This is a genomic window from Flavobacterium sp. ov086, from assembly GCF_900187965.1.
Classification (GTDB): domain Bacteria; phylum Bacteroidota; class Bacteroidia; order Flavobacteriales; family Flavobacteriaceae; genus Flavobacterium.
In genome coordinates, this window is sequence record NZ_FZNL01000033.1 from 22693 (window position 1) to 47556 (window position 24864).

A 24864-nucleotide genomic window follows, 5' to 3' on the forward strand; every position below is an offset into this window, starting at 1 on the left:
GTGTTCTAAAATATTTAATTCAAAAGTACATTATTTTATGGTTAGTAAAAACCAAATAAAGCTTATCTCAAGTTTACATCAAAAAAAGCAACGTTTTGCAAATCAATTATTTTTTGCCGAAGGAGTAAAAGTAATTCAAGAATTGTTGCAATCCAATTTTGAATTAGAGCATTTGTACACGACTCTAAGTGATTTTGAAGCGGTTCAGGCTTCAAAACGAACACTTATAAACGAACAGGAACTTAAAAAAATAAGTGCCCTGACGACTCCAAATTCTTGTTTAGCAGTCTTCAAAATTCCTGCCGAAAACAAAATAATAGATTCAGGCTTGATTATAGCTTTAGACGACATTCGTGATCCTGGAAATTTAGGAACTATTTTACGCCTTTGCGATTGGTTTGGGATTAAGCAGATTATTTGTTCAAAAGAAACTGTTGATATCTACAATCCTAAAGTTGTGCAAGCTACAATGGGGTCAATTGCCAGAGTAAACGTAAACTATGTCGATCTTAAAACATTTATAAGTCAAACGAATCTACCGGTGTTTGGTACATTTATGGACGGAGAAAATATTTATCAATCAAAATTACCTCAAGACGGAATTATTGTTATGGGTAATGAAGCCAATGGTATTTCGGCAGAGATTGAAAATATAGTTACAAGCCGACTCACAATTCCCAGATTTGGTGAGCTTCAAAAAACCGAAAGTTTAAATGTAGCTACCGCAACGGCAATTATTCTTAGTGAGTTTAAACGAAATAGTTAGTTTTTTGTTTTAATGGAAAGTAAAATTAATTAAAATCGCTCTCGATTTCATCGAATCAATGTTTCCGGTCCAAGGACTTGCTCCATTTGCAGGATTATCACGAATTAATTCATCTGTAATACCAAACATTCCTCTAATAGAAGGAGAGAAAATAAAGTATTCAGAGAAAAAATCAATTCCAAAACCCAGTTCATAGGCTGCGGTCCATTGTTTTACTCTAAACTTTCCTTCAAAATTGTCATCTTTTGATTTTGCATTACTTGATAGGTTTAATGTAGATGACATTCCGCCAACTAAATAAGGGCGAATGTTTCCAGTCCTCAGAGCAGAGAATTTAAGTAGTAAAGGAAAATGAATATAGGTGCTATTTACTTCTCGTAGATAAAACGATTCCAAAGCGCCCGGCGTGTGCGGATAGTATAAATCACGTTTTGTATAATACAAACCTGGCTCAAAGCGCAGATTGATATATTCCTGTAATCTTAAATCGGCAACAACACCAACATTAAAACCCGTCGTTTTTTTTACCTGAATATCATCTGGTACCGGGGTTTTATAATCAATTTTAAAATCGAAACTGTTGAATCCTAAATAATATCCAAAATACAGGCGTTGTTTTTGCCAGTTTTCGAGGTTAATAATAGGATCTTTGCTAAACATACTTTTAGCAAATTGCGAATATCCTTTTGAGGATAATAAGACTAATAAAATTAAGATTACAGTTTTTTTCATACTATTTTTTAGACGCAGAATAAATGGTTGCAACACCAAAAGTTTGAGGTAAAGCTACAACATCTATAAACCCAATTTTTCTCAAAATATTGTTTAAAGCTTCTCCATAAGGAAAAGCGGCTGCAGATTCAGACAAATAACCGTAGGCAGAATTGTCTTTAGAGAATAATTTTCCTATAATTGGCAGTATGTTTTTGCTATAAAAATTATATCCTTGTTTGTATGGTGTTTTATCCGGTACTGATGTTTCTAAAATTACAAAAACACCATTTGGTTTTAAAACTCTTAAGATTTCAGAAAAACCTTTTTCAAGATTTTCGAAATTTCGAACTCCAAAACCAACAGTTATAGCGTCAAAATAGTTGTCCTCGAAAGGAATGTTTTCAGAATCTCCTAAAACTAAATCAATAACATTAGAAAGTTTTTTTTCTTCAACTTTCTTTTTTCCTACTTCAAGCATTCCTGCTGAAATGTCCAGACCAATAATTTTTTCAGCATTAGTTTGTGACATTAAAATAGCTAAGTCACCAGTTCCTGTTGCAATATCAAGAATGATTTTTGGTTTCGTGTCTGAAACTATTTTTAATACTTTTTTTCGCCATTTAACATCGATTCCAAATGAAATTACGCGATTTAAATTGTCGTAGTTCCCAGAGATGTTATCAAACATTTGGGCAACCTGCTCTTTCTTGCCTAAAGAAGAGTCTTTATATGGAGTTATTTTTTCAGACATTTTTTTTATTTAGGCAAATATAAACAATCTAGATTAACTGTAATTGAGTTTTTTTATTTGTAAATCAAATGTTTTTAAGAATGATTTTTTACCCTTATTGAAGATTTCGCAAGGTATCACCAAAATGGGGTATTCTGAAAAAATCACCAAAACAGGGTATTGTGGAATGTATATTTAATGACCACTTTTGCTAAAGTAAAAATGATTAAAATTTAATGATTGATAGTTATTAAATGACTCAAATCAAATGAATGCTTTTTTTGCACTGGTGTTTCATTTGTTCTTGAAAGTAGTTTTGAAAGTATTGTTCTTGGGGTCAATACTGTTTTGAAAGTGCGAAATACGTTCTTAGGATTAAATTTGTTTTTGGAAATTTTAATTTTCTTGCCTTTAATATCTTAGTGGTATTTGTTATTAAAGGCTCTTTTGAGATTCGTTCTCAATTTAACATTCAATGTTATTCAGTTATTCAAGTGCTTATTTTTTTTTCAAACACTTGTGATTTTTTTTTCCAAAACTACTTCTTGAATGAGTCCTGTCTAGAAATCAATCGTTTTAAAAAACATCCTTCAAAAGAGGATGTTTTTTTTTATTTTCGGATGTATGTCTCGTAGGTATAATCATAAAGATGTTTCTCATCTTTAAAGTTTTCTTCGGTTTCTACAAGCTGCCATTCGTTTTCGTTAATTTTAGGAAAGAAAGTATCTGCCTCAAAAGTGTGATGTACTTTTGTTATTTCTATAATATCTGCATAAGGCAATCCCAGATTGTAAATCTCTCCTCCACCTATAATGTATAAATCTTCATTTTCAGGACATGCGGTAATAGCTTTCTCAATACTGTCTACAACAATACAGCCTTCTGGATTGTAATCTGTTTGACGTGTAATTATTACATGAACTCTATTTGGTAATGGTTTTGGAAAGCTTTCAAAAGTTTTTCTACCCATAATGATATGATGATTGGTTGTAAGTGATTTGAATCTTTTAAAATCATTAGGTAAGTGCCAAACTAATTCATTATTCTTTCCAAGGGCATTATTTTCGGCAACAGCCGCTATCATTATAATCATGGTATGCTGAACTAAATTTTATTTTCGGTATCCTCGTTTATTCTCGATTCTAATTGACTAATTCTTTTTTGCTGTAAAGCAACAAGTCTGTCAATTTGTTCTCTCTCCCATTTTTTATTCATAAATCTGTCTGTAATATAAACTTTTATAAAGTGTAGAATAAAGACAAAAAACCATATCGTTATGGCCCAGATACACCAATTTTGATTGGTAGTGCCGCCAAAACCAAAAAATCTGTTGGCAATAAATAAAAATAAACTTCCTAATAGAAAAAGCACAAAATGAAAATAAAGCACTTTCTTTTGCCTAAGTCTTCTTCTGGCATATTCGTATTGTTCGTGTACTTCTTTTTCCATGTGAGATAAATGAGATTATAAAGTTAGAATTTATTTTGAAAACACAATATTTTGAGTGGAGATTATTTGTCTTAAAATGAGTTACGAATTCAGAATACAAAATTTATGAGACCATAAATTATTGATATGATTTAAATAATAGTGCATTTTTGATATTATCATAAATCGCTTGTGTGAGTATTGAAAGTTCGTTTGAATTTATGTAATTTAGTGTATGAATCTAAAAACTAAATAGTTATGTCTTTAAAGAAACAATTTATTAAAACGAAGCCGGTTTGTAAAGTTACATTTTCTATAGATGCTAAAGATGCAAGTTCGGCTGCAGTTGTTGGAGATTTTAACAACTGGAGTGTTGAAGAAGGAACTTTGAGTAAGTTGAAAAACGGAACTTTTAAAGCTACTTATGACTTAGTAAAAGATGCAATTTACGAGTTTAAGTATGTGATTGACGGAAGTTATGTTAACGATCCTGAAGCTGATTCGTATAAATGGAATGATTTTGCAGGAAGCGAAAACAGTGTATTAGTGATATAAAAAATCCGCTTAAAATTTTAAGCGGATTTTTTTATAATTTTTATACAGCAACACTTCCTTTTATTCCGGCATGCGGCTCGTAATCTACAAGCGTGAAATCATTATAATCAAAATCAAAAATGTTTTTAATCTCAGGATTCAAAATCATTTTTGGTAATGGTTTTGGCTCACGGGTTAATTGCAATTCTAGTTGTTCAAAATGATTGTTATAAATGTGCGCGTCTCCAAAGGTGTGAATAAATTCTCCTGCTTCAAGATCGCAAACCTGAGCAATCATCATAGTTAATAATGCATACGAAGCAATATTAAAAGGAACCCCTAAAAATATATCGGCGCTTCGTTGGTATAATTGACAAGATAGCTTCCCTTTTGTTTCACCTTTTTCAGTGTCGGGACTCGAAACATAAAACTGAAAAAAAGCGTGGCAAGGAGGTAAAGCAGCCTTGTTATTTGCAACGTTTTCTTCAAATGATTTTTTAGTATCAGGTAAAACCGATGGATTCCATGCAGAAACCAGCATTCGACGACTGTTTGGGTTTGTTTTTAGTTCTGTAATTAATTCAGATATCTGATCGATTTCTTCACTATTCCAATTTCTCCATTGATGTCCATAAACGGGACCAAGATCGCCATTAGAATCTGCCCAGGCATCCCAGATTTTTACTCCGTTTTCCTGAAGATATTTAATATTTGTATCACCTTTTAAAAACCAAAGCAGTTCGTAAATGATAGATTTTAAGTGCAATTTTTTGGTTGTTACCATTGGGAAACCTTCACTTAAATCAAAACGCATCTGATAACCAAAAACGCTTTTTGTTCCGGTTCCTGTTCGGTCCCCTTTTTGGTTACCGTTTTCTAAAACATGTTTTACTAAATCTAAGTATTGTTTCATAATTTGGTTTATTCAGTTATTCGTTGAACTGTTTAATCGATTAAACGAATTCACAATTAAACAATAAGAATTAACGTTTTGAGATTTCGTCTCTGATTTTTGCTGCTTTTTCATAATCTTCCTGAGAAACCGCCTGATCTAAAAGCTCATTTAGTTCTTGTAAACTATGTTTTGCATAAACATCTCCGGATTGATTGGTTTCTTCTTCGTGACCAAAAGTTTCAGGATTCGAAAGCACGTCGTCAATTTCCTGAGAACCCTGATCAGTTTCTGCAGTATTTGATTTTAAGTAAATTCCGGCTTTGTCTAAAATGTTTTTATAGGTAAAAATTGGTGCATTGAAACGTAATGCTAAAGCAATTGCATCAGAAGTTCTGGCATCGATAATTTCTTCAATTTTATCTCTTTCGCAAATCAAACTTGAATAAAAAACACCATCTACAAGTTTGTGAATGATTACTTGTTTTACTACAATATCAAACCTTTCTGCGAAGTTTTTAAACAAATCATGTGTTAATGGGCGAGGAGGTTTAATTTCTTTTTCTAAGGCAATAGCAATTGACTGTGCTTCAAAAGCGCCAATAACTATAGGTAATTTTCTTTCGCCATCAACTTCATTCAAAATTAAGGCATAAGCGCCATTTTGAGTTTGACTGTATGAAATTCCTTTTATGGATAATTTTACTAGACTCATATATGTGGGTAAAAAAGGGCAATTAATGCCTCATTTTAGTACTTTTTTTGATTGAAAAATAAAGGTGCAATTTTAATCAAAAAATATGGAACAAAAAAGCCACCTAAAACAAAGATACGATTATCTTGTTTTTAGGCAGCTATATTTTTATAGAGATTTTTAAATTAAGAATGTTGAGCTTTGAAAGCTTTTAATTTCTCAATTAATTGAGGTACAATTTCGAATGCATCTCCAACAACACCATAATCAGCCACTTTAAAGAAAGGAGCTTCAGGGTCATTATTGATAACTACTTTTACTTTTGAGGAGTTGATACCAGCGATATGCTGAATAGCTCCAGAGATTCCTATTGCAATATATAAGTTAGTTGCAACTGGTTTTCCTGTTTGTCCAACGTGCTCACTGTGAGGTCTCCATCCTAAATCAGAAACTGGTTTAGAACATGCCGTTGCAGCACCTAATACAGAAGCTAATTCTTCGATCATTCCCCAGTTTTCAGGACCTTTAAGTCCACGTCCGCCAGAAACTACGATATCAGCATCAGCAATTGATACTTTTCCTGTTACTTTCTCTACAGATTCTACTTTTACTCCAAAATCATTGTCGCCAATTGTTGGATTAAAGTCTTCTTCAGTTGCAGATCCTGCACTTTCGAAGATTCCGTAAGAGTTTTTAGCTAAACCAAGAACTTTTACATCAGTGTTGATTTCAGTAATGTTAAAAGCTTTGTTTGAGAAAGCATTTCTTTTTACCTGAAAAGGCGAAGTGCTAACCGGTAATCCAACAACGTTTGAAGCAAAACCAGCATTTAAAGCCACTGCCACTAATGATGAAAGATAAATACTATCTGTTGTAGAAGAAAGTAAAACTAATTTTGTTCCTTCTTTTTCAGCAGCTTGTTTGATAACATCGGCGTAAGCCTTAGCTGTAAAACCTGCTAATTTATCGTTGTTTACTTTTAATACTTTATCAACTCCGTATTTAGACAATTCGCTTACATCACTGATGTTTACTGTTAAAGCTGTAACGGTAGTTCCTAATGTTTCGGCTACTTTTTTAGCGTAAGAAGCTAATTCAAAAGCAACTTTTTTAAATTTTCCTTCTGCAGATTCTGCATATATTAATATTGACATAATTTTTTTGTTTAAAAGTTTAAAGTTTGCTCCGCCTATTCGAGCAAAGCTCTCGGGTCAGGTTTCAAGTTTATAAACTGAAATCTGCGACTGAAAACTGATTACTAGATTACTTTTGCTTCGTTGTGTAATAAATTGATTAACTCATCTAAATTATCAGGAGAAACTAATTTTACTGCTGATTTTGGAGCTGGTTTTTCAAATTTCACCGCTTTTGTATTTACAGGAGCGTCAACTGGCTCAAGAATAGTAAGAGCTTTTGTTCTTGCAGTCATAATTCCTCTCATGTTTGGAATACGAAGATCTTTTTCTTCAACAAGACCTTTTTGACCACCAATGATTAATGGTAAAGTAGTACTAACAGTTTCTTTTCCGCCATCAATTTCACGAACCGCTTTTACATTATTTCCGTCAACTGTTAAGGCAGTACAAGAATTTAAAAAGTTTGAACCTAAAATTCCTGCGATCATTCCAGGAACCATTCCACCATTATAATCTAAAGATTCTTTTCCGGCAATTACTAAATCATAACCACCATTTTTAATTACTTCGGCAAGTTGTTTTGCAACAAAAAAACCATCAGTTGGGTTTGCATTTACGCGGATAGCTTCGTTTGCACCAATCGCTAATGCTTTACGTAAAGTTGGTTCTGTATCAGGACCTCCAACATTTACTACAGTTACAGTAGCACCTTGTTGTTCCTGAAACCAAATTGCACGTGTAAGACCAAACTCGTCATTAGGATTAATTACATATTGAACACCATTGGTATCGAATTCTGAGTCACCATTGGAGAAGTTAATTTTTGAAGTAGTATCAGGCACGTGGCTGATGCAAACTAATATTTTCATAAGTATATATTTTATATTTATAATATTCTTTTACAAATTTAGAAATTAAAATCGGAATAATATACTATGCATGCATAATATTTTTTGAAAACTATTACGATTTCGCAGATTCTGAAATTTTGAAGCTGTTTCATGGTTGCTGAAAAGAGATAATGCAGTCATTTTGATTGATTCTTAGGAATTTTGTAATGGGATAAGGATCAACAACTGTTAAACTTTGGCTGTAATTATACTACAATTTGAATTGTTACGTTTTAAAGAAAGAATTTTGTAAAAATTAAGAATGCAACAAATAAAGTTGAATTTGTATCAAAAGTGTTTTAGGAATGAAAGAGTTGCTTTTACATCGATTTCGTAAATATCACAATAAATTTTAAAAAGTTAAAAGCAGAAGACAGAAGGAAGTTCATGTGATTTTAAATCTAATTTATGCTTTTAAGTTATTTAAAATATTTATTTTTGCTCTTCAGAAAATTCAACATACAATATAAATATGAGAACAATACAATTTAGAGAGGCCATTTGTGAAGCGATGAGCGAAGAAATGCGTCACGATGAATCCATATATTTAATGGGCGAAGAAGTTGCAGAATATAACGGAGCTTACAAAGCTTCAAAAGGAATGCTTGCTGAGTTTGGCGAAAAAAGAGTAATCGATACTCCAATTGCTGAGCTTGGTTTTACAGGAATTGCAGTAGGATCAGCTATGAACGGTTGTCGTCCTATTGTTGAGTATATGACATTCAACTTCTGTTTAGTAGGTATTGATCAAATTATAAATAACGCTGCTAAAATGCGTCAAATGACAGGAGGACAATTCAATGTGCCTATCGTTTTTCGTGGACCAACTGCTTCTGCAGGTCAATTAGGAGCTACTCACTCTCAGGCTTTAGAGAACTGGTTTGCAAATACTCCGGGACTTAAAGTTGTTGTGCCTTCAACTCCTTACGATGCAAAAGGACTTTTGAAATCTGCAATTCGTGATAACGATCCTGTAATTTTCATGGAATCTGAGCAAATGTATGGTGACAAAGGTGAAGTGCCAGACGGAGAATATACAATTCCATTAGGAGTTGCTGATATTAAACGTGAAGGAACAGATGTAACTATCGTTTCTTTCGGAAAAATTATCAAAGAAGCTTTTATTGCTGCTGATGAATTAGCTAAAGAAGGAATTTCATGTGAAATTATCGATTTAAGAACAGTTCGTCCTATGGATAAAGATGCAATTCTTAAATCTGTTAAAAAGACAAATCGTTTAGTAATCTTAGAAGAAGCATGGCCATTTGCAAGTATTTCATCTGAAATCACATATATCGTTCAGGAGCAAGCTTTTGATTTCCTTGATGCGCCAATTCAACGTATTACAACTGCTGATACACCAGCACCTTACTCTCCTGTTTTACTAAAAGACTGGTTGCCAAATGCAGCTGATGTAGTAAAAGCAGTAAAGAAAGTAATGTACAAATAGTCAATTAAACAATACTCATAAAACTTCATCAGTCATATTAATTGATGAAGTTTTTTTTTTGCCGGATTATGAAAAGAATAATTTTACTCAGCCTGTTTTTTGTATTCGCATTTGCGAGTATTGCTATTGCACAAACTAAAGTGAGCGGAATTGTTTTGGATAAATCAAATCAGCCTGTTCCATTTGCCAATGTTGTTTTTAAAGGATCAAATACAGGAATCGTTTCTAATGAAGATGGGCGTTTTTATCTCGAATCGCCAAACACTTATACGGCTTTATTAGTTACTTCTGCCGGATTTTCTGACAAGGAGGTTCCGTTAGAAAAAGCTGTAAATTATGATTTTAAAATTGTTTTGAATGAAGCTGAAGCATTAAATGAAGTTGTAATTTTTACCGGTAAAACATCCAAAAAGAATAATCCTGCATTGGATATATTGAGAAAAATTTGGGAAAGAAAACGTAAAAACGGTCTTTATCAATTCAATCAGTATCAAATGCAAAAGTACGAGAAAGTTGAGTTCGACATGAACACAATCGATAGTGCTTTTATGAAGAATAAACTCTTTAAAGGAATGGAGTTTGTGTTTAATCATGTTGATACATCAGATGTTACCGGAAAAACGTATTTGCCAATTTTCATCAATGAATCTGTTTATGATGTTTATGGCGATAATAAATTAAAGAAGGTAAAAGAGAATATAACCGGGAATAAAATGTCAGGGTTCAATGGCAATCAGCAGATCTTGTCATTTGTAAAAGATCTTTATTCAGATTATAATATTTATGATAATCACCTTAAATTTTTTGATAAGAGTTTTACGAGTCCGCTTTCAACAACCGGAATTGATGTCTATAATTATGTTTTAAAAGACAGTGCATTTATTGACAAAAAATGGTGTTATAATATTGTTTTTTATCCAAGACGTAAAAACGAATTAACCTTTAAAGGAGACTTTTGGGTAAACGATTCTACTTTTGCAATCAAGAAAATTAATATGGGTGTGACTAAAAGTGCCAATATTAACTGGGTAAAAGATATTTATATCGAACAGGAATTTGATGTAGAAAATGACTCTATTTTTCTATTGACACGCGATTATATGATGTCGGATTTTGCGTTGAATAAAAAAGAAAAATCGAAAGGAGTCTACGGAAAACGAACAACATTATATCGAAATCATAAATTCAATCTGCCAAAACCGGAAAAGTTTTATAAAGAAGAAGTCAATTTTATTGACAACGCTGTTTATGACCGACCGCCAGAATTCTGGGAAGAAAATCGTTTTGAGAAGTTAAATAAAGACGAAGCAGGAATCTATAAAATGTTAGATACCTTGCAAACCGTCAAGCGATTTAAGCAATTATATAGTCTCGTCTCGATTTTAGGCAGTGGTTATGTCGAATTTAAAAACTTCGATTTTGGACCTATATTCTCCACATTTGGTTATAATGAAGTCGAAGGTTTGAGGATCAGAGCAGGAGGAAGAACCTATTTTGGACCAAACGATCCATGGCGTATACAAGCTTATACAGCATACGGATTTGATGATAATAAATTCAAATACGGAGTTTCAGGAAAATGGATGGTCGACAAGAAAAACCGAATTATTATTTCGGGAGGAAATAGGCGTGATATTGAACAAATAGGTGCCAGCTTAACCACGACAAATGATATTTTGGGGCGAAGTTTTGCTTCATCGGCTTTATTTACAACTGGAAGTAACGGAAAATTAACCAATATAAATTTGAGTAATGTTTCTGTTGAAATGGAGGTCAAAAAGAATTTCGTTGTTCAGGCAGGACTTTCCTATAGAACTTTAGAATCAGCTTCTCCTATTTTTAGTTTAGATTATTATAGTACTTTGCCAACCGCAGCAAATCCTGCCGGAGTTGTTCAAAGTTCTGTAACGCAATCTGAGGCAAATATTCAGTTTGAGTATATGCCAAATCGTAAAACTATAGGTTTTGGAGTAGAACGTAGTCTTGTTGATAGCCCATTTAGCCATTTCTTTGTAAACTTTAGTTATGGTTTAAAAGGAGTTCTTAATAGTGATTTTGCTTACGAAAAAATACAATTATTCTATAAACAGCCAATTATTATAGGGCCTTTAGGAAGATCGAATATTATTCTTGAAACCGGAAAAACCTTTGGTACAATTCCGTTAGGATTAATGAGTGTGATTCCTGGGAACCAGACTTATTTTACAATCGAAAATACGTTTAGTAACTTAAATTTTTATGAGTTCATAACAGATCAATACACAACTTTACAATGGAATCATGATTTTGGAGGAAGATTATTCTCCAGAATTCCATTTATGAGAAAACTAAACTGGAGAGAATTTGTAGGCGTAAAAGCAGTTCACGGAACTATTTCAAACGCTAACAGAGCAATAAATGCTTCAGATCAGCCTTATAATGCGCCAGAAAATGTATATTGGGAATATAACGCCGGAATAGGAAATATCTTTAAAGTATTCAGAATCGATTTCTCTTGGAGAGGAAGTTATTTAGATACACCAGATGCCAACAAATTTGCAGTAAAAGGATCTTTTGGATTTTATTTCTAATTTTTTTGTCAGATGAAATAAAAGCGAAAGCTATTTAATAATCTCGCAAAGACGTCAAGTCGCTAAGTTTTTAATTCTTTGCGTCTCCGCGTCTTTGCGAGATTCTTTTTTATTTAATTTTGAACAGACTTAAATCAAAGTTATGCAAGAAGCAATTGATTTTCTATCAACCAAAAATCCAATATTTCAGGAAATTATCCAAAAATATGGATTACCGCCAATCCCGAAACGCCCGCAAGGTTTCGAAACTTTGGTATTGTTAATTCTCGAGCAACAAGTTTCTATAGATTCGGCGAAAGCCACATTCTTAAAAATAAAAGCTTATACAACTTGTAATCCCGAAACTATGTCAGTTTTACCGGATGAAGAATTTAGAAACCTTGGTGTAAGCCGTCAAAAAACGAAGTACATCAAAATCTTAGCCGATGCCGTTTTAAATCAAGAATTAGATATAGAGAGTTTAGCGACAAAATCCGCTGAACAAGTTCGGGAAGAGTTGATAAAGCTCAAAGGCATCGGAAATTGGACTATTGATATCTACCTGATGTTTTGCCTCCAGGAACCGGATTTGATTCCGTTGGGAGATATTGCGGTTGTAAATACAATCAAAGAATTGCTTGATATTCACGACAAACAAGAAATGGAAATTCATGCCAAACAATGGAGTCCGTATCGATCTTATGCCACATATTTACTTTGGCATTATTACTTAAATAAGCGAAACAGAAAAATTACATATTAACTGGCTGTTATTTAAAAGAAAAGTGCGTAGATTAATGCAGTTTTTTATTGTAAAAAAGGATTCTTTAGTTACTTTTGCAATCGAATTTATAGAAAAAATAAAAAACGAAAATGACCGCAGACAAACTAACGACTTTCGATGTATTGATCGAAATACCAAGAGGAAGCAGAAATAAATATGAGTACGATTTTGAAATCAAAAGAATGCGTTTCGACAGAATGTTATTCTCTTCAATGATGTACCCTGCAGATTATGGATTTATTCCTGAAACTTTAGCTCTTGATGGTGATCCTCTTGATGTATTGGTTTTGATAAACGAACCAACTTTTCCTGGATGTGTTATAGAAGTAAAACCAATTGGTGTTTTTCATATGGCAGACGATAAAGGACCAGACGAGAAAATTATTTGTGTACCAGTTTCAGATCCAATCTGGAATTCATTAAATGACCTTTCAGATATTAATGGACACTTATTGAAAGAAATCGAGCATTTCTTCCAGGTTTACAAAGATCTTGAAAACAAACAAGTAGATGTTGAAGGTTGGGGAGACGTAAACGAAGCTTTTACAATTATTGCTGAGTGTACTAAGCGTTTTAACGATATTGAAAACAAACCAGAGGGATTATTTAGTATTAAATAATTTTTGCCCTATTCTATTATAAAAAAAGCAATACTCCGTCAGGAGTATTGCTTTTTTGTTTAAATTCGTTTTAGTTAGTTTATTGACTATTAACCAAAAACCGTTAAAATATTATGAATGCATTTATGATTTACTTGCCAATTGTTATGGCAATTATAGGATTACTTTTCATGGGAATAAAAAGGACTTGGGTTTTAAAACAAGATGCGGGTGATGGCAAAATGAAAGAGATTTCAGATCACATTTACGAAGGTGCTCTCGCATTTTTAAAAGCCGAATATCGATTATTGACTTTTTTTGTAATTGGCGCCAGTTTAGTTTTAGCCGGAATTTCTTTTATCGTTCCTACCACACATATATTAATAGTTGTAGCTTTTATTTTTGGTGCATTCTTCTCTGCTTTAGCTGGAAATATGGGAATGAAAATAGCTACTAAAACGAATGTTAGAACAACTCAGGCTGCTCGTACAAGTTTACCACAAGCCTTGAAAGTTTCTTTTGGCGGTGGAACAGTAATGGGACTTGGTGTTGCAGGTTTAGCAGTTTTAGGTCTAACAGGATTCTTTATTGTTTTCTTTCAAGTATTTATGAACGGAGTTTGGACTTCATCTGAAGATATGACCAAAGTTTTGGAGACTTTAGCGGGATTTTCACTTGGTGCAGAATCAATTGCATTGTTTGCCAGAGTTGGTGGTGGAATCTACACAAAAGCAGCCGATGTTGGTGCTGATTTAGTAGGTAAAGTTGAAGCCGGAATCCCGGAAGATGATCCTCGTAATCCTGCTACAATTGCAGATAACGTTGGAGATAATGTTGGAGACGTTGCCGGAATGGGAGCAGATTTATTTGGTTCGTATGTAGCAACAGTTTTGGCTGCAATGGTTTTAGGAAACTATGTGATCAAAGATATGGGCGGAAACATTCAGGATGTTTTTGGCGGAATAGGTCCAATTTTACTTCCAATGGCAATTGCCGGTTTCGGAATTTTATTCTCGATTATCGGAACTACATTAGTGAAAATATCAGATGATAATGCTAAAGAAGCACAAGTACAAAAAGCTTTAAATATAGGAAACTGGGTTTCGATTGTTTTAACTGCAATTGCCTGTTTCTTCTTAGTACAATATATGTTGCCGGAAACGATGCAAATGAGCTTTTTTGGAGAAGGTTCTAAAGATATCTCGTCAATGCGTGTTTTCTACGCCACTTTAGTCGGATTAGTAGTTGGTGGAGCTATTTCGTCGGTTACAGAATATTATACAGGATTAGGTACAAAACCGGTTATGGCAATTGTACAAAAATCATCGACAGGAGCAGGAACAAACGTTATTGCTGGTTTAGCAACAGGAATGATTTCTACATTTCCAACAGTATTATTGTTTGCGGCAGCAATCTGGATTTCGTATGCCTTAGCAGGATTTTATGGAGTAGCTTTGGCAGCTTCGGCAATGATGGCTACTACAGCGATGCAATTAGCGATTGATGCTTTCGGACCAATATCAGACAATGCTGGAGGAATTGCCGAAATGAGCGAATTACCAAAAGAAGTTCGTACCAGAACAGATATTTTAGATTCAGTAGGAAACACAACTGCGGCAACCGGAAAAGGTTTTGCAATTGCATCCGCAGCATTAACATCTTTAGCATTATTTGCAGCGTATGTTACTTTTACAGGAATTGATGGAATTAATATTTTTAAAGCACCAGTTTTAGCGATGCTTTTTGTGGGTGGAATGATTCCAGTAGTTTTCTCGGCATTAGCGATGAACTCTGTTGGAAAAGCAGCTATGGATATGGTTTATGAAGTACGTCGTCAGTTTAAGGAAATTCCGGGAATTATGGAAGGAACCGGAAAACCTGAATACGGAAAATGTGTTGAGATTTCTACAAAAGCTGCTTTACGCGAAATGATGTTGCCAGGAATCCTGACAATTGGTTTCCCGATTGCAATCGTATTGTTAGGTAAATTAGTTTATGGAAACAACAATCAGTTAATTGCTGAAATGTTAGGAGGATATATGGCAGGAGTTACAGTTTCCGGAGTGCTTTGGGCAGTTTTTCAAAACAATGCAGGAGGAGCTTGGGACAACGCTAAAAAATCTTTTGAAGCAGGAGTGATGATCAATGGAGAAATGACGTATAAAGGTTCTGATGCACACAAAGCAGCAGTAACCGGAGATACAGTTGGAGATCCTTTTAAAGATACTTCTGGACCATCAATGAATATCTTGATTAAACTAACTTGTTTAATTGGTTTGGTAGTTGCACCAATTTTAGGAGAAGGACATTCCTCTGGAATGGCTCAAAAAGGTTCTTGTTGTGTTAAAATGGAAATGCACGCAGGAGGAGTTTCTAAATGCGGAGATATGTCAGGAATGACTAAAGAAGAATGCGCGAAAATGTGCAAAGAAAAAGGATGTACAGCTGAAGAAACTGCAAAATGTTTAGCAAATTATGATGCAAACGGAAAATACATGCATCAAAAAACAGATTGTTTTGATACTACTAAATACAGTAAAAACAGACTTGAGGTTAATTTATCGACTGTAAATGGTGTAACCGTTGGAACTGTAACGAAAACAGAAAACGGAAAAACAACTACCGAAGTTTATGAAGGAACAGAAGCTGAAGTAAAAGCAAAAATTGAAGCTGCAAAATAAAAAGACAACTTGATATAATTTTGTCAAAGTTTTTTACGCTCTCATAAACCCGACAGGTTTTTAAAACCTGTCGGGTTTGGCTTAAATAAGCGAAAATATTTTTAAACTTTGAAAAAAGTTCTATAAATAAAAAATGCCTCTAAATAATTTAGAGGCATTTTTTTGTTTCTAGTGTTTCAACGCATATTCTTTGATTAAAGTTGAGGCGGGAATATGCAATACTTCGGTTAAAATTCTAATCTGTTTTATGTTCAGAGCTCTTTTGCGTTTAAATATTTCTGAAACTCTTGATCGGCTATTTAAAATTACTCCAAGATCGGCATCTGTAAGTCCGTTTTGCTCCATCATGAATTTAATAGCTTCAATTGGATCAGGTTCAGGAATTGGATAATGAATTTTTTCATACTTTTCTATAAGTGTTACTAAAATATCTAATTCATCGCCTTCATTTGTGTTTGGTTTAGCATCAAAAAGTACGTTTACTCTTTCTAGTGCTAAATCATAATCTTTTTCTGTTTTTATAGGTCTTATTTCCATTTTTACAAATTTTTAATGTCTTTCAAATCGTCATATTCATTATGCGTCCCCACAAACAAAACATAGACTATTTGAGTTTCGTAATTAATTTTTACAATTAAACGATAATGATTCCCACAAATATTAAAGACAACTTTATTGCTACCTACAAAATCTGCCGAACCAAAAATAGATTTTATAGCATTAGAATTATTGAAATTATTTTTATCAAAAATTTGATACCAGGATAATAATTGTTGCTCGGAGTTCGGGAATCGTTTCCAAAAATTCTGCAAGGTTCTTTTTGCTATTATTCTCATAATTAGTTAGGCAAATATAGTTGTTTTTTCCCAAATTGGGAAATTGATTTTTCAATACTATGAAAATAAGAAATTATTTACAAAAATATTTAATGAAAGTTAAAACTTTGACAAAGCTTCTGGAAACAAAAAATGCCTCTAAATTATTTAGAGGCATTTTTTTATTAGTGTAAATTCGTGAAATTCGTGTTTCTAAAATAACCCATTTAATTCAGCATCAATTCTATTAATGATGTTTCCTAAGTCTTCCGGATTATCTACGAAATTGATATTGTCAACATCGATAATTAAAAGTTTTCCTTTGTTATAAGTCTGTATCCAGGCTTCGTATCTTTCGTTCAAACGGCTTAAATAATCGATCGAAATAGAATTCTCATATTCACGTCCGCGTTTGTGGATTTGTCCCACTAAATTAGGAATAGAGCTTCTTAAATAGATTAATAAATCCGGAGCTTTTACCAAAGATTCCATTAATTCAAAAAGAGAAGTGTAATTTTCAAAATCACGACTTGTCATTAATCCCATCGAGTACAAGTTGGGAGCAAAAATGTAAGCATCCTCATAAATCGTTCTGTCTTGGATAATTTTTTTACCGCTTTCGCGAATTTGCTGTACTTGGCGGAATCGACTATTCAAGAAATAAATCTGCAAATTAAACGACCAGCGCTCCATTTGATGGTAGAAATCGTCCAGATACGGATTGTCAACTACGTCTTCATAATGAGGCTCCCATTTAAAATGTTTCGCCAATAATTTAGTTAAAGTAGTTTTTCCTGCGCCTATATTTCCTGCTATTGCTATGTGCATTACGGTATTACGATTTTATAATTTGTGATTTCTTTAGATGTAAAAATAGATAAAATTTGGTCTTTGTAGCAGAATTTGTCAAACGATTTTTCTAAAATTTCAATTTCATAAACTGCATCCGAATTTGGTTTGCTAATATCTTTAAAATACAACAAATTAGCTTTGCTGAAAATATATTGTTGAGGACTAATAACTTCAAATTTATCAAAATCAGCAACTTTTCCTAAGGAAGTCACTTTCCCAAAAATATCGCAGGAAAAGAAATTGTTTTTTTTATCAATCCAGTAGAAAGTATTAAAATCGGTTTGGTAGTATTTTATTGATTCTGTTAACGGAGTGGAAACCGTTTTGTATTCATTTTTCAGATAATCAAAAAGTCCAATTTGTTGATTCAAAGTGTTGAAAATCCACAACTGATTTTGGGTTGACATTCCAATCGCACTGACAACAATTGGTGTATTGTTTAATGAAAAATTAATTTCTGTCATTTTATTCAGTTGATTGTCTAATAAGACCACACTATTAAAATCATCATAGAACAAAACTAGTTTTAAAGGATTCTGCAAATCAACTTTCGAGATTTCTCCCAAGGAAACATTTTTGTATTCAAGGATTTCTTTTTCTTTGATTTTACTGAAGACATTGTTTTTTATCTGATAAGAAAAACCAAAAGAATCATAACCTAAAAACTCATCAATATCTGTATTAAAGTGAGAAATTTGAGTAGCCTTCATTTTTCCTATCTGTGCAGAAACGGATAGAAAAGAGCCGGTAAGAAAAAGTAGAAATAAAAGTTTACGCACCGTTTTGCTCATAAGATTTGGTTTTCTAAAAGAGCCAAATTACAAAAAACAAAAGTAGGAAGGTACTTAAATAGGGTAGATTTAGATGATTTTGTTTTTTGAAGCTTTTTTAATGTAATGGTCTTAATAATAAGCAGTTTAGTCTATATCATAAGGGCATTGATATATTTAACTTTTTGGATCTTAAAATTAATAATACATTTGAATGTAAGTTTTATCGGATTTACTGAATTTAAAAGAAAATACAATGAAAAATATAGTTTTATATATGTCTTTGATGCTTGTTTTTGTGCAGGCTCAGGCGCAGAAAGATTTTCAGGGAATGGCTGTTTATGAGTCAAAAACACAAGCGCCTAAGTTTGAAGGTATGCGTGGCAATCGAGATATCACGCCAGAAATGCAAAAGAACATGGAAGAGCGAATGAAAAAAATGCTGGAGAAAACTTTTATTCTAAACTTCGATAAATCCGCTTCTATATATAAAGAAGAAGAAAAACTCGAAACTCCGGGGCAACAAGGCGGTGGAATGAGAATCATGATGAATTCGTTTATGGGCGGCGGCGGAACTTTTTATAAAGATGTAAAAAGTAAATCGTACACAGTCGACAAGGAATTTATGGGAAAAGAATTTTTGGTGGTAGATTCTTTGCCAAAATTAAACTGGAAACTAGAACAGGAAACCAAGCAAATTGGCGGATATATTTGCTATAAAGCGACAGCTGTAAAAGAACCAAGCAAAACTGATTTTAGAAATTTCAGACGAAAAAATAAGGATGATAAAAAACCTGAAGAAAAGAAAGACGATGTAAAGAAAACGTCGGGGGAAACGAAAACCAATTTTGAAGATAATTTTGAAATGCCAAAAGAAATTATTGTCACAGCTTGGTATTCGCCAGAAATCCCGGTGAATCAGGGACCTGAGAATTATTGGGGTTTACCTGGTTTAATTCTGGAAATCAATGATGGAAAAACAACCATTTTATGTTCAAAAATTGTTTTGAATGCTAAAGATAAAGTTGAAATAAAACCCTCTAAAAAAGGAAAAGTGGTTTCGCAGAAAGAATACGATGAAACCGTAATTAAAAAAATGGAAGAGTTTAGAGAAATGAATCGCGGGCGCGAAGGCGGTCCCGGAGGTGGTCCTGTTATGATCAGACGATAAACTTTAAGCACATTCATCTTTATTTTTTTTCAATGAAAAACATACTCCTTTATGTCATTTTTTTAATGACGTCGATCTCTTTTGCTCAAAGTGTTCGTTTTGATGGCTTTATTCAGGACGAACAAAAAAATCCGTTGGAAATGGCCAATATTATGGCTGTAAATACGGCTACAAAAGCAATGGATTCTTATGGAATTACCAATGATAAAGGAAAGTTTCAACTGACTTTAAAACCAAATACTTCTTATTCGGTTAAAGTGAGTTATCTCGGAATGAAATCTAAAGAAATTACAATCTCTACTAAAACGGAGAATATTGTCCAAAATATTGTCATGGATGATACTGGAATTGAATTGGAAGGCGTCGAAATTGTTCGTGAAATGCCTGTTTCGATAAGTGGCGATACTATTGTTTATAATGCAGATTCTTTTAAATCCGGAACGGAGAAAAAACTGGAAGACGTCTTGAAAAAGCTTCCAGGAGTTGAAGTAAATGCTGATGGTGAAATTGAAGTTGAGGGAAAAAAAGTCAGCAAATTAATGGTTGAAGGCAAGGATTTTTTTGATGGAGATACCAAGTTAGGCGTTAAAAATATCCCTGCAGATGCGATTGATAAAATTCAGGTTTTAAGAAATTATAACGAAGTTGGTCAATTAAAAGGTCTCGAAAACGATCAGGATAATGTTGCGATGAATATTAAACTGAAAGAAGGGAAAAAGAACTTCTGGTTTGGAGATGCAACCGCCGGAATTGGCGTTGGAGAACTGGATAGTCGTTATATTATTAATCCTAAACTATTTTATTACAGTCCAAAATACAGCATTAATTTAATTACCAATTTTAATAATATTGGCGAATTGCCCTTAACGGCCCAGGATTATTTCAAGTTTACGGGTGGATTTAAAAATATGATGAAAAAAGGCGGAAGCACTTTTAATGTTTCTTCTAATGATTTGGGAATTTCGGTCTTGAGAAATAATCGTGCAAAAGAAATCGAAACGAAATTCGGCGCAACCAACTTTTCATATTCGGTTACAAAAGCTTGGAATATTAGCGGTTTCGGAATCATTTCCACTTCAAAAACAGATCTTGAAACTAAATCACAAACTACAATCTTAGATTCGGGAGATGAGCAAAAACGTGATGAATTGACGCATCAAAAAAACAATCTTGGACTTTTTAAATTGAGTTCGACTTACAAGCCAAATGACAAGTTTCAGTTTGATTACGACATCTTAACCAAATTATCCAAGCAAGATGAAGATACTGATTTGTTAAGGGAATCTGTTGTAAATAACACTTCGACACTGGAAACGATTTTGACGAATAAAAAACAAGATCCGACATCAATAAATCAAAATTTGAGTTTGTATTATACCCAAAGCGACAAGAATATTTTTGCTTTTGAAATGCAGCATTTATATCAGGACGAAAATCCGTTTTATAATGCAAACCTGAAAACACAGCCTTTTGTTTTGTCCGGTTATACTTCAGGACAACAGAGAAATGATTTGAATCAGGATCGGTTTGTGAAAACGAATAAGCTGGATGCAAAACTGGATTACTATTATATGGTAACGCCAAAAAGTAATATCAATGTAACTTTAGGAAACACGTATTCGTATCAGGATTTTAATTCTCATATTTTTCAAATGTTAGATAATGGAGATAGAAATGATTTGAATGATCCGCAAAATAACAATCAGGTTAACTACAATTTTAATGATGCTTTTTTAGGCTTTCATTATAAGATTTTGTCAGGTAAATTTACATTGACACCAGGTCTTAGTTTGCATTCCTATTCGATGACAAACACACAATCAGGGACAGATTATTATCAAAATTTCACCAAGGTATTACCTGATTTTTTCGCCTTATATCAAATTAAAAAGGCAGAAACGTTGACTTATAATTTCTCTTTGACAAATGATTTTACAGATATTAATCAGTTGGCTTCGGGTTATGTTTTATCTGATTACAGTAGTTTATTTAGAGGAAATCGTTTATTAGAAAATGCTACTTCACAGGTACATACTTTAAGATATTTCAAGTATAATATGTTCAATTTTGAGAATATTTTTGCTAATGCGACTTATACTAAAAAAGTAGATGCGATAAAAACGGCAGCAGAATTTAAGGGAATTAATCAGTCATCAGTTCCATATAATTCGAATTTAGCCGATGAAACTTTCTCCGGAATGGGAAATTACGGACGTTCTTTCCTGAAGAATTATAAAGCTTCTGTTAATGCAAGTTTGAATTGGTCAAAGTTTAATAATATTCAGAATAATGTTTCGGCAACTACGGAGAGTTTTAGTCAAAGTTATACAGTAAAAGCTTCAACAAACTATAAAAACCTGCCTAATATTGAGTTTGGATATAATGCTTTGATCAACAAATACAGTGGTTCGACGTATTATACAGACAAACCTTTTGCGAGGTTAGATTACTATTTTTTGGATAGTTTTTCGTTTGTTTCAGAATATGAGTTTTACCATTATTACAACGGAAATAAAACGGTTGATAATGAATATGACTTCTTAAATGCAAGTTTAGTCTACCAAAAAAAGGACAGTAAATGGGAATATAAAGTTTCGACAACCAACTTGCTAAATACTAAATATCTCAATGATGACAGCTTCTCGCAGTTCTCGACCAGAGTTTCGCAATATACTGTTCAGCCTCGTTACATTATATTTTCGATGAAATATAATTTATAGTATTTTCAGTACAAACTTTATGCTTTGGTGATTGTTTTAATAAAGAAAGAAATATCTTTGTGTTTCTATTAACAAACAAAATTCTAAGCATGCGTAATTTTATATGGAGTTTCTTAATGATCTTTTGTTTAATATCTGTTTCTTATTCTCAAACAAAAGGAATTGAAAAAGGATCTTATCTGTCTACAAACAAAGGCCAAAAAATCAAATTAAATTTATTGGAGGATAATAAATACGAGCTGGTTTTTTATTCCGGAGATTATAAGATAAAAGGAGATTCGTTATTGTTTTCTCAAGCGGTAAAATCCGGAGCTTCTTTTGATGTGGCATTTAAGAATGATAAAAATGCCAAAAAAGTTAAAATTAAGTTTTTAGATCCTTCTTATTACACATTTTATATTGGTACACAAAATGGAGCAGAGCCTGTTCAGTATCAAAAAATCACAGACATAAGAGCAAAGGTAGATCCTGATTGGGTACAAATTGATTTAGAGTTTGAGATTGATCGCGTTGACTTTTTGTATTTGGTTTATGAAGATTATCAGGGTGAAAGCAAAATTTCGAAATATGCTTTGCCAAAAGAGGCTTCAGAAGTAACGGTAAAATATGAGCTGGATGCTTTAGGAGATATAAACATTTCAGGTTATTTTGATAAAAAGACAAATGAGCTGATGATTTCTGAGCAAACAGGAAAGAATCCGATTGCATTTGTAAATGCAAAAGATGCTCAGCCTGATAAAACTTCAAACATAATTCCTCTTGAAAATAAGACGGTTTCAAACTGGACCTATCCGGGAAAAGAGGCTTTGGTAAAGGATGATTTTGGTACAGAAGTATCAGTTGATAGTGCTTATGCTGATGTAGCTACGACTTCTAAAATTGATTTTAAATTCAAAATAGAAGATAACTTAAAGAAAGCAATTACTGCTACAAAAGATTCTAAAAGCAAATTTTTGATAGTTGCTGTTGATGGTAAAAATCCTTCGGCGAAAGCTGACTTTGATACTTTTGTTAAAGATCAGGAAACGCAAGTTGGGTATAATATGTATGATGTTTATAATCCGCAATATGACGTTTTCAATTATTATTTGACTACAGCCAATGATAAAAAATGGTTGAAATCCAATAAAATAACCGAGAATCCGAGTTTGGCTATCTTAAATGGTGACGGCGTAATTCTGGCTACTTCAAAATCTAAATTATCAGATAAACAATCGGAATTTAGTTATTATGATGAATTTGCCAAAAAACTGAATAGGGTAAATGCTTTTTATACTTTTGATAAAGTTTCTAAAAATAAAAAAGCTACAGATGCAGATATTATTTCTGCTTTTAAGCAAGCTTCAATACTTGATATTCCTTATGAATACGAATCAACTGATGCTGTTGCACAAGAGGTAAATCCGGCAGATTTTAAGTTTGCCAAAGTTACTTTGGATAAAAAAGTGGTTTCTCAAACCTGGAAAAAAACAATTGAGGCACATCAAAAAGATACGAAACCTAATAGAGATTTGGTAGAAACAATTTTGAGAGAAATAAAAAATGTGGGCTTTACTAAACAATTCTTTAATGAAGAAAGAGTTTTTAATGATACTGATTTCTTGGCGATTGACTATTTATTAAAACATTACGATGACATCGAAAAAATGAATATTGAAGATGAAAACGGAAATGCTTTAGCGTTGTTAAAAGGAAGTTTAAGTTTTGAAATTTCATCTGCATTACAACAAAATAGTGCTATAACAACAGAAGGTGTTACAGGAAAAGCAAATCAAAATAAAATTATTGCTATTTACAAAAAATTGATTGCAACCGGCAAAGGAAGTTTTGATTGCTATAAAGCCTATTTTGATTATTTAAGTTCAGAAACTGAAAATTCTATAGATGATATAGCCTACTTAAAAGAGTTTAGTTCTTACTTTAATACCTATTTAGGAACAGATAAAGGAAATGCAATTGAAAAATTAGATGAGATGTATTCCGGTTTAGACGAATCTTCTGATTATTCTTATAATGGATGGAATGCGTTTAAAGAATATCATTCTAACTTAAGTAATTCTGCAGCGTGGTCTATAGTTTTAAAACCTGCTAATTCTAAGTTTTTGAAATCTGCAATTAGTTGGTCAGAGTATAGTTTGGTTGTAACCAAAAATAATCCGTATTACTTAGATACTTTGGCGCAATTATACTATAAAGACGATCAAAAGCAGAAAGCAATCGAAACACAAACATTAGCCGTTAAATTTTTAACTTCCGAAGTTGAACAAGAAACGGCGACAGAAATTAAAGAGACGTTGAGTAAAATGCAAAATGGAACGTATTAAGAAATAATAGGTTTATGTCTCGTCCTAAAAAAACGACACTGATTATTAGATAAAAATAATTAATTAAACAGTTGCAAGAACGTTCTTGCAACTGTTTTTGTTTTTATAGGTTCTTATTTGGATTTGATTTTGACAATGCATTTGATTTGGTGTTAGCATATGATTAGAATAATGTGGTCTTTGTTCATTGTAAATATTGATCGATTCTTTTATAATTTGTTTTGTAATTTTTATTTTTTGATGATATTTATCGATCATAAATTCTTGTTTTAAAATTCCATTAATTCTTTCTGCTACGGCATTTTCATACGGGTCTGAGTTTTGGGTCATACTGCATAAGACTTTATTTTTGATTAGTTCTCTTT

23 protein-coding genes are annotated in these 24864 nt (G+C 32.8%); 10 read left to right on the plus strand and 13 right to left on the minus strand.

Going from position 1 to position 24864, the window contains the following annotated elements:
* Window positions 1-37 precede the first annotated feature (37 nt).
* Window positions 38-766 carry an RNA methyltransferase gene (locus tag CHB81_RS24500; protein WP_089354453.1) on the plus strand — a complete coding sequence of 243 codons (729 nt, stop codon included), beginning with the start codon at window positions 38-40 and terminating at the stop codon, window positions 764-766.
* 9 nt (window positions 767-775) lie between these two features.
* Here the strand turns inward: CHB81_RS24500 and CHB81_RS24505 are convergent, their stop codons facing one another.
* The 4 genes from CHB81_RS24505 to CHB81_RS24520 form a co-directional block, all read right to left on the minus strand.
* Window positions 776-1498 (minus strand): porin family protein, encoded by a 723-nt coding sequence (locus CHB81_RS24505; protein ID WP_089354454.1) that lies wholly within the window; start codon window positions 1496-1498, stop codon window positions 776-778.
* Window position 1499: 1 nt separating this feature from the next.
* On the minus strand, window positions 1500-2231 hold the full coding sequence (gene ubiE / locus CHB81_RS24510; RefSeq protein ID WP_089354455.1) for a bifunctional demethylmenaquinone methyltransferase/2-methoxy-6-polyprenyl-1,4-benzoquinol methylase UbiE: 732 nt from the start codon (window positions 2229-2231) through the stop codon (window positions 1500-1502).
* Between the two features lie 589 nt (window positions 2232-2820).
* Window positions 2821-3303: a dihydrofolate reductase gene (locus CHB81_RS24515; protein WP_089354456.1), complete on the minus strand. Its 483-nt coding sequence runs from the start codon at window positions 3301-3303 to the stop codon at window positions 2821-2823.
* Window positions 3304-3314: 11 nt separating this feature from the next.
* Window positions 3315-3659 carry a 2TM domain-containing protein gene (locus CHB81_RS24520; protein WP_089354457.1) on the minus strand — a complete coding sequence of 115 codons (345 nt, stop codon included), beginning with the start codon at window positions 3657-3659 and terminating at the stop codon, window positions 3315-3317.
* 237 nt (window positions 3660-3896) lie between these two features.
* Here CHB81_RS24520 and CHB81_RS24525 point away from each other — a divergent pair, with 237 nt between their 5' ends.
* A complete protein-coding gene (locus CHB81_RS24525) occupies window positions 3897-4193 on the plus strand; it encodes an isoamylase early set domain-containing protein (protein WP_089354458.1) in 297 nt (98 codons plus the stop codon).
* Between the two features lie 40 nt (window positions 4194-4233).
* On the opposite strand, the gene CHB81_RS24530 is transcribed toward CHB81_RS24525, so the two are convergent.
* The 4 genes from CHB81_RS24530 to CHB81_RS24545 all read right to left on the minus strand — a co-directional run bounded on the left by CHB81_RS24530 (window position 4234) and on the right by CHB81_RS24545 (window position 7763).
* On the minus strand, window positions 4234-5085 hold the full coding sequence (locus CHB81_RS24530; protein ID WP_089354459.1) for a thymidylate synthase: 852 nt from the start codon (window positions 5083-5085) through the stop codon (window positions 4234-4236).
* A gap of 70 nt (window positions 5086-5155) precedes the next feature.
* Entirely contained in the window at window positions 5156-5779 is a 624-nt protein-coding gene (locus CHB81_RS24535; protein ID WP_059114911.1) for a bifunctional nuclease family protein, read from the minus strand.
* A 164-nt stretch (window positions 5780-5943) separates the two neighbouring features.
* On the minus strand, window positions 5944-6912 hold the full coding sequence (locus tag CHB81_RS24540; protein ID WP_089354460.1) for an electron transfer flavoprotein subunit alpha/FixB family protein: 969 nt from the start codon (window positions 6910-6912) through the stop codon (window positions 5944-5946).
* A 104-nt stretch (window positions 6913-7016) separates the two neighbouring features.
* A complete protein-coding gene (locus tag CHB81_RS24545; protein ID WP_041516527.1) occupies window positions 7017-7763 on the minus strand; it encodes an electron transfer flavoprotein subunit beta/FixA family protein in 747 nt (248 codons plus the stop codon).
* Window positions 7764-8256: 493 nt separating this feature from the next.
* On the opposite strand from CHB81_RS24545, the gene CHB81_RS24550 reads away from it, so the two are divergent.
* The 5 genes from CHB81_RS24550 to CHB81_RS24570 all read left to right on the plus strand — a co-directional run bounded on the left by CHB81_RS24550 (window position 8257) and on the right by CHB81_RS24570 (window position 15847).
* Window positions 8257-9234, plus strand: coding sequence for a pyruvate dehydrogenase complex E1 component subunit beta (locus tag CHB81_RS24550; RefSeq protein WP_089354461.1), 978 nt, complete (start codon window positions 8257-8259; stop codon window positions 9232-9234).
* 68 nt (window positions 9235-9302) lie between these two features.
* Window positions 9303-11804 carry a DUF5686 and carboxypeptidase-like regulatory domain-containing protein gene (locus tag CHB81_RS24555; RefSeq protein WP_089354462.1) on the plus strand — a complete coding sequence of 834 codons (2502 nt, stop codon included), beginning with the start codon at window positions 9303-9305 and terminating at the stop codon, window positions 11802-11804.
* Between the two features lie 142 nt (window positions 11805-11946).
* Window positions 11947-12546 (plus strand): DNA-3-methyladenine glycosylase, encoded by a 600-nt coding sequence (locus CHB81_RS24560; protein WP_089354463.1) that lies wholly within the window; start codon window positions 11947-11949, stop codon window positions 12544-12546.
* A gap of 110 nt (window positions 12547-12656) precedes the next feature.
* Entirely contained in the window at window positions 12657-13187 is a 531-nt protein-coding gene (locus CHB81_RS24565; RefSeq protein WP_089354464.1) for an inorganic diphosphatase, read from the plus strand.
* A gap of 113 nt (window positions 13188-13300) precedes the next feature.
* On the plus strand, window positions 13301-15847 hold the full coding sequence (locus CHB81_RS24570; protein ID WP_089354465.1) for a sodium-translocating pyrophosphatase: 2547 nt from the start codon (window positions 13301-13303) through the stop codon (window positions 15845-15847).
* A gap of 168 nt (window positions 15848-16015) precedes the next feature.
* Here CHB81_RS24570 and CHB81_RS24575 read toward each other — a convergent pair whose 3' ends face one another.
* From CHB81_RS24575 to CHB81_RS24590, 4 genes are all read right to left on the minus strand, one after another.
* A complete protein-coding gene (locus CHB81_RS24575; RefSeq protein WP_089354466.1) occupies window positions 16016-16384 on the minus strand; it encodes a type II toxin-antitoxin system HigA family antitoxin in 369 nt (122 codons plus the stop codon).
* Window positions 16385-16386: 2 nt separating this feature from the next.
* On the minus strand, window positions 16387-16683 hold the full coding sequence (locus tag CHB81_RS24580) for a type II toxin-antitoxin system HigB family toxin (RefSeq protein ID WP_089354467.1): 297 nt from the start codon (window positions 16681-16683) through the stop codon (window positions 16387-16389).
* 192 nt (window positions 16684-16875) lie between these two features.
* The gene (locus tag CHB81_RS24585; RefSeq protein ID WP_072970398.1) at window positions 16876-17490 is read right to left on the minus strand and encodes a deoxynucleoside kinase; all 615 of its coding nucleotides are present in this window, start codon (window positions 17488-17490) and stop codon (window positions 16876-16878) included.
* On the minus strand, window positions 17490-18305 hold the full coding sequence (locus CHB81_RS24590; RefSeq protein WP_089354468.1) for a hypothetical protein: 816 nt from the start codon (window positions 18303-18305) through the stop codon (window positions 17490-17492). Before CHB81_RS24590 ends, CHB81_RS24585 begins: the two co-directional genes overlap by 1 nt.
* A 235-nt stretch (window positions 18306-18540) precedes the next feature.
* Between CHB81_RS24590 and CHB81_RS24595 the strand changes: the two genes are divergently transcribed.
* From CHB81_RS24595 to CHB81_RS24605, 3 genes are all read left to right on the plus strand, one after another.
* A complete protein-coding gene (locus tag CHB81_RS24595; protein WP_089354469.1) occupies window positions 18541-19455 on the plus strand; it encodes a GLPGLI family protein in 915 nt (304 codons plus the stop codon).
* 32 nt (window positions 19456-19487) lie between these two features.
* Complete coding sequence (locus tag CHB81_RS24600) at window positions 19488-22175, plus strand: carboxypeptidase-like regulatory domain-containing protein (RefSeq protein ID WP_089354470.1); 2688 nt, start codon at window positions 19488-19490, stop codon at window positions 22173-22175.
* 89 nt (window positions 22176-22264) lie between these two features.
* On the plus strand, window positions 22265-24499 hold the full coding sequence (locus tag CHB81_RS24605; RefSeq protein WP_089354471.1) for a hypothetical protein: 2235 nt from the start codon (window positions 22265-22267) through the stop codon (window positions 24497-24499).
* 63 nt (window positions 24500-24562) lie between these two features.
* On the opposite strand, the gene CHB81_RS24610 is transcribed toward CHB81_RS24605, so the two are convergent.
* Window positions 24563-24864 (minus strand): integrase core domain-containing protein (locus tag CHB81_RS24610; RefSeq protein ID WP_141130416.1); only part of this gene is annotated, 302 nt, incomplete at its 5' end.

What these genes read in the sequence shown, in the direction of transcription:
- CHB81_RS24555 (WP_089354462.1), top strand. Translation starts at nt 9,303, where the DNA reads ATGAAAAGAATAATTTTACTCAGCCTGTTTTTTGTATTCGCATTTGCG.
- CHB81_RS24570 (WP_089354465.1), top strand. Translation starts at nt 13,301, where the DNA reads ATGAATGCATTTATGATTTACTTGCCAATTGTTATGGCAATTATAGGA.
- CHB81_RS24515 (WP_089354456.1), bottom strand. Translation starts at nt 3,303, where the DNA reads ATGATTATAATGATAGCGGCTGTTGCCGAAAATAATGCCCTTGGAAAG.
- CHB81_RS24575 (WP_089354466.1), bottom strand. Translation starts at nt 16,384, where the DNA reads ATGGAAATAAGACCTATAAAAACAGAAAAAGATTATGATTTAGCACTA.
- CHB81_RS24505 (WP_089354454.1), bottom strand. Translation starts at nt 1,498, where the DNA reads ATGAAAAAAACTGTAATCTTAATTTTATTAGTCTTATTATCCTCAAAA.
- CHB81_RS24565 (WP_089354464.1), top strand. Translation starts at nt 12,657, where the DNA reads ATGACCGCAGACAAACTAACGACTTTCGATGTATTGATCGAAATACCA.
- CHB81_RS24530 (WP_089354459.1), bottom strand. Translation starts at nt 5,085, where the DNA reads ATGAAACAATACTTAGATTTAGTAAAACATGTTTTAGAAAACGGTAAC.
- CHB81_RS24560 (WP_089354463.1), top strand. Translation starts at nt 11,947, where the DNA reads ATGCAAGAAGCAATTGATTTTCTATCAACCAAAAATCCAATATTTCAG.
- CHB81_RS24600 (WP_089354470.1), top strand. Translation starts at nt 19,488, where the DNA reads ATGAAAAACATACTCCTTTATGTCATTTTTTTAATGACGTCGATCTCT.
- CHB81_RS24520 (WP_089354457.1), bottom strand. Translation starts at nt 3,659, where the DNA reads ATGGAAAAAGAAGTACACGAACAATACGAATATGCCAGAAGAAGACTT.
- CHB81_RS24580 (WP_089354467.1), bottom strand. Translation starts at nt 16,683, where the DNA reads ATGAGAATAATAGCAAAAAGAACCTTGCAGAATTTTTGGAAACGATTC.
- ubiE (WP_089354455.1), bottom strand. Translation starts at nt 2,231, where the DNA reads ATGTCTGAAAAAATAACTCCATATAAAGACTCTTCTTTAGGCAAGAAA.
- CHB81_RS24595 (WP_089354469.1), top strand. Translation starts at nt 18,541, where the DNA reads ATGAAAAATATAGTTTTATATATGTCTTTGATGCTTGTTTTTGTGCAG.
- CHB81_RS24545 (WP_041516527.1), bottom strand. Translation starts at nt 7,763, where the DNA reads ATGAAAATATTAGTTTGCATCAGCCACGTGCCTGATACTACTTCAAAA.
- CHB81_RS24535 (WP_059114911.1), bottom strand. Translation starts at nt 5,779, where the DNA reads ATGAGTCTAGTAAAATTATCCATAAAAGGAATTTCATACAGTCAAACT.
- CHB81_RS24585 (WP_072970398.1), bottom strand. Translation starts at nt 17,490, where the DNA reads ATGCACATAGCAATAGCAGGAAATATAGGCGCAGGAAAAACTACTTTA.
- CHB81_RS24550 (WP_089354461.1), top strand. Translation starts at nt 8,257, where the DNA reads ATGAGAACAATACAATTTAGAGAGGCCATTTGTGAAGCGATGAGCGAA.
- CHB81_RS24590 (WP_089354468.1), bottom strand. Translation starts at nt 18,305, where the DNA reads ATGAGCAAAACGGTGCGTAAACTTTTATTTCTACTTTTTCTTACCGGC.
- CHB81_RS24605 (WP_089354471.1), top strand. Translation starts at nt 22,265, where the DNA reads ATGCGTAATTTTATATGGAGTTTCTTAATGATCTTTTGTTTAATATCT.
- CHB81_RS24540 (WP_089354460.1), bottom strand. Translation starts at nt 6,912, where the DNA reads ATGTCAATATTAATATATGCAGAATCTGCAGAAGGAAAATTTAAAAAA.
- CHB81_RS24525 (WP_089354458.1), top strand. Translation starts at nt 3,897, where the DNA reads ATGTCTTTAAAGAAACAATTTATTAAAACGAAGCCGGTTTGTAAAGTT.
- CHB81_RS24500 (WP_089354453.1), top strand. Translation starts at nt 38, where the DNA reads ATGGTTAGTAAAAACCAAATAAAGCTTATCTCAAGTTTACATCAAAAA.